Raw genomic sequence first — 1,612 nt, 5'->3', positions numbered from 1 at the left:
TAGCCGCGTAACCACAAATCCCGTGTCCACTACATGGGGGCAAGGCCCGAGACTGGCCCGGCGCCAGCGTCTTCCTGCGCCGCGGCGACGAGGTCTTCCATACCTATTCCGCGTATGCGCGGGGACTCGACCATTCGGCGGCGGGTTACCCGTTCCTGGACCTGACGCCGTACGGCCGCCAGGAGCCGTGGGAAGACTCGCCGGCCGGCTGGCCGCAGGGTGGCCCGGCGGTGGGCCGGCCGGTGGGGGATTGCTGCGAGGGGTAGCGATCATCAAGATCAAAACCGTTGGCGGGCCGCGGCTCGGCTGGCACTGTGGTCCTCAGTGCGGGTGTGGCTGAGTGGCTAGGCACCGGCCTGCAAAGCCGTTCACACGGGTTCGAATCCCGTCACTCGCTCCACTGTCTGTGCGGTAGAGGTCATTTCGATGGCCTCTACCGCACGGCGCGTACGCACAATTCCCTCCAGTTGTCGCGGACCAATTCGCGATGGTTAGCGGGTGAGCGCGAGTTTCCGCCACGACTTCCGCAGCTGTTGTATCGGATCGCTACTCATCGCTCAGTGTGCAGAACTTGCATGTCGTCTCGGGTGGATCGGACAGGTCAGCATCGCCAAGTAGACTGACGAATCTTGCCAACCAGGAAAGGCGCATTGAATGGGGCCGAAGTCGCGGGGTGAGGCTTTCCTGCTCAGTGGCGTGACGGTGGTTGCGTTTGCACTTATGGTCCTCCAGTTAGCGCACAACGACTGGTCGGTCGACCTTTGGGTTGTGGTCAGTTTCGGTCTCGGCGCACTGCCGTGGTTCTGGCGTGTTCTGGAGAGTATTGAGTTCCCAGGTGGCGGTGGCCTGAAGCTACGGCAGTTAGAAGGCGCAGTCGAACGCCAGCAGAGTGAGCTCGACGCCATGCGATTTGTTGTTGCCCATTTTCTGCCTGATGCAGAGCAGCGAGTCCTCGGCAGGTTCGCGAGCTCGGAACCATTCACACTCGATCTGCATAGCGATGAGTTCTTCAATGCAAGTGGGACTCTTCGAGGATTGGGATTCATCGAGCCAATTCGAGACAATTGGCACGAAGGATTCAATGAGCATAAGGACCTCAAAACCCTCTTCCGGCTAACTGACAGTGGTCGGGAATACTTGGTCCTGAGGAGCCAGTCCCAGGAGCCGACGGCATAGGCGCATACTGCTGTGCGCTCCGTCGTTCGCGTAGCGTTGGTCGCAGGCCTGGTTTCTGCGCTACCGCGCCGTCATATTGTCTTGCGGGTGGTGTGTGATCGTCCGGTCGCTGCTGGTCGACGCTGGCAGTGCCGACGACGACAGCGGCGGGGTTCGGTATGGACAATCAGAGTGGGCAGTTGGCGCGGGCTGTGACGCCCGGAGGAATGCGATGAGCGCCAGCTGCTGAGCCCGGGCAAGGCGGGACCCGATTTCTGCTCCGGGGGAGTGCTTGCGCAGTTGAACTCGGACCTAAACGTTGTAACTGCGAAATCCGTAGGTAGACAGCGGATAGGCGGCCTCAACCAGCCGACTCGCGGTCGCAACAGCCAACTGGGCCTCCTCCTTGCTGTCGTCGGTCACGTAATTCCCCAGGGGTTGCTGTCACGTAATTCCC

General features: G+C 61.2%; 1 protein-coding gene, 1 tRNA gene and 1 pseudogene. All 3 read left to right on the top strand.

Annotation, left to right across the window (positions count from 1 at the left end; all coding sequences use genetic code 11):
• Nucleotides 1-50: 50 nt before the first annotated feature.
• Nucleotides 51-266: pseudogene (locus EB75_RS28290) on the top strand (DUF899 family protein); the annotation flags it as partial.
• Between the two features lie 60 nt (nucleotides 267-326).
• Nucleotides 327-400: transfer RNA gene (locus tag EB75_RS28285), tRNA-Cys, on the top strand.
• A 254-nt stretch (nucleotides 401-654) separates the two neighbouring features.
• Nucleotides 655-1,176 (top strand): hypothetical protein, encoded by a 522-nt coding sequence (locus EB75_RS28280; RefSeq protein ID WP_073698498.1) that lies wholly within the window; start codon nucleotides 655-657, stop codon nucleotides 1,174-1,176.
• The last annotated feature ends 436 nt before the right edge of the window (nucleotides 1,177-1,612 follow it).

Origin of the sequence: Mycobacterium sp. ST-F2 (genome assembly GCF_001905655.1) — a bacterium.
Classification (GTDB): domain Bacteria; phylum Actinomycetota; class Actinomycetes; order Mycobacteriales; family Mycobacteriaceae; genus Mycobacterium.
This window is presented reverse-complemented; position numbering and strand designations above follow the sequence as displayed.

Coding starts and splice junctions, on each gene's coding strand:
- EB75_RS28280 (WP_073698498.1), top strand. CDS start 655: ATGGGGCCGAAGTCGCGGGGTGAGGCTTTCCTGCTCAGTGGCGTGACG.